A 1,426-nucleotide genomic window follows, 5' to 3' on the forward strand; every position below is an offset into this window, starting at 1 on the left:
TGAAGTGACCCCGTAAAGTTGGACATTTCTGTTAAGCGGCTTTCAAGGCCTGAGCTCGATACTCTATCGGAGTCAGGCCTTTTAGTTTCACTTTTATACGTTTGGTATTGTAGTACTCGATGTATTCTTTAATTTGCTCTATCAGAGCATCTGCGTCTTCAAAGTTCTGGTTGTGATACATCTCTGTTTTGAGTAAAGCAAAAAAGTTTTCTGCAACAGCATTATCCAAGCAGTTACCTTTTCTCGACATACTTTGTCTTAACCCACTCTCTTCGACTTTTTGCTGATACTGTCGATGCCGATATTGCCAACCTTGATCGCTATGTATAATTGGCTTTGAGTTCGGTCTAAGCTTTGATATGGCTTCCGTCAACATATCAATGACAAGCGGCAAACAGGCATTTTTAGCTACTTTATAAGCAACCACCTCTTGAGTAAACAAGTCAACAACCGGAGACAAGTACACTTTTTGCTCTTTGACTTTGAACTCCGTGACGTCAGTTACCCACTTTTCATCTGGCTGGGACGCACTAAAATCTCTTTCAAGTATGTTGGGAGCTGCTCTTCCAGACTCACCTCGATATGAACGATACTTTTTAATCCTGACCGTTGATTTAAGGTTTAGCTGAGCCATAAGCCTTTGAACCGTCTTGTGATTCAGCATGAAGCCTCGCTTCTTTAGTTCCAAGTGAATACGGCGGTAGCCGTATCGCCCCTTATGCTCATGATAAATTGACTTTATCATGAGCAGTTCACTTTCGTAACTATCAGTACGCTTGCTCGCTTGAGCCTGATAATAAAAGACACTTTTAGCCAGTTGCAGAGTTTGCAGCAGGTGCTTCAGTGGGTACTTACCTTTAAGAGTTAGAGCTATGACCGCTTTTTCTTTGTTCGACGGTCCTTTTCTTGCTCCAACTCTTCCAACTTTTTTAAAACAGCATTCTCAGTTCGTAAGTAGACCAACTCCTCTCTTAGCTCCTCAAGTGTCATTTCATTATCTGGTTTAGTGGTACGTTGAGGCTGCTGTTTCATTGAAGGTCTTCCTTTCTGGCGAATTTTGAGCCCTTTGATACCGAGCTCATTAAATCTTTTGAGCCAGACAGAAAGTATCCCAGGGGACGAGAGGTTTAACACTGCGCTAGTGTGCGTGAGAGACCAGTTATTCGTCCACATTAAATTTAATGCTTTGTGTTTTGTTTGAGCAGAAACAGCATGTTTAGTCGGTAAAAATGAAGCCACACCATGGATGGCGAAAACTTGGGCCCAATACCGAATCTGTCTTGAAGAAATTGAGTATTGTTTTTCTAAATAGCGAGATGATGCGCCATTTAAGTATTGTTCAGCAATGACACATTTGAGCTCACGGCTATATTTGGACATAAAAAGACCCCCAATAATTGGTGTCCAACTATTGGGGGTCAGTTCA

General features: G+C 41.8%; 2 protein-coding genes. Both read right to left on the reverse strand.

The window, feature by feature from the left end:
* Window positions 1-31: 31 nt before the first annotated feature.
* Window positions 32-874 (reverse strand): IS3 family transposase, encoded by an 843-nt coding sequence (locus tag BCT11_RS27170; protein WP_106427199.1) that lies wholly within the window; start codon window positions 872-874, stop codon window positions 32-34.
* Complete coding sequence (locus tag BCT11_RS27175) at window positions 871-1,380, reverse strand: helix-turn-helix domain-containing protein (protein WP_102389923.1); 510 nt, start codon at window positions 1,378-1,380, stop codon at window positions 871-873. Before BCT11_RS27175 ends, BCT11_RS27170 begins: the two co-directional genes overlap by 4 nt.
* Window positions 1,381-1,426 lie beyond the last annotated feature (46 nt).

Source organism: Vibrio sp. 10N.222.52.B12, assembly GCF_002875385.1.
Classification (GTDB): Bacteria; Pseudomonadota; Gammaproteobacteria; order Enterobacterales; family Vibrionaceae; genus Vibrio; species Vibrio jasicida.

Coding starts and splice junctions, on each gene's coding strand:
- BCT11_RS27175 (WP_102389923.1), bottom strand. CDS start 1,380: ATGTCCAAATATAGCCGTGAGCTCAAATGTGTCATTGCTGAACAATAC.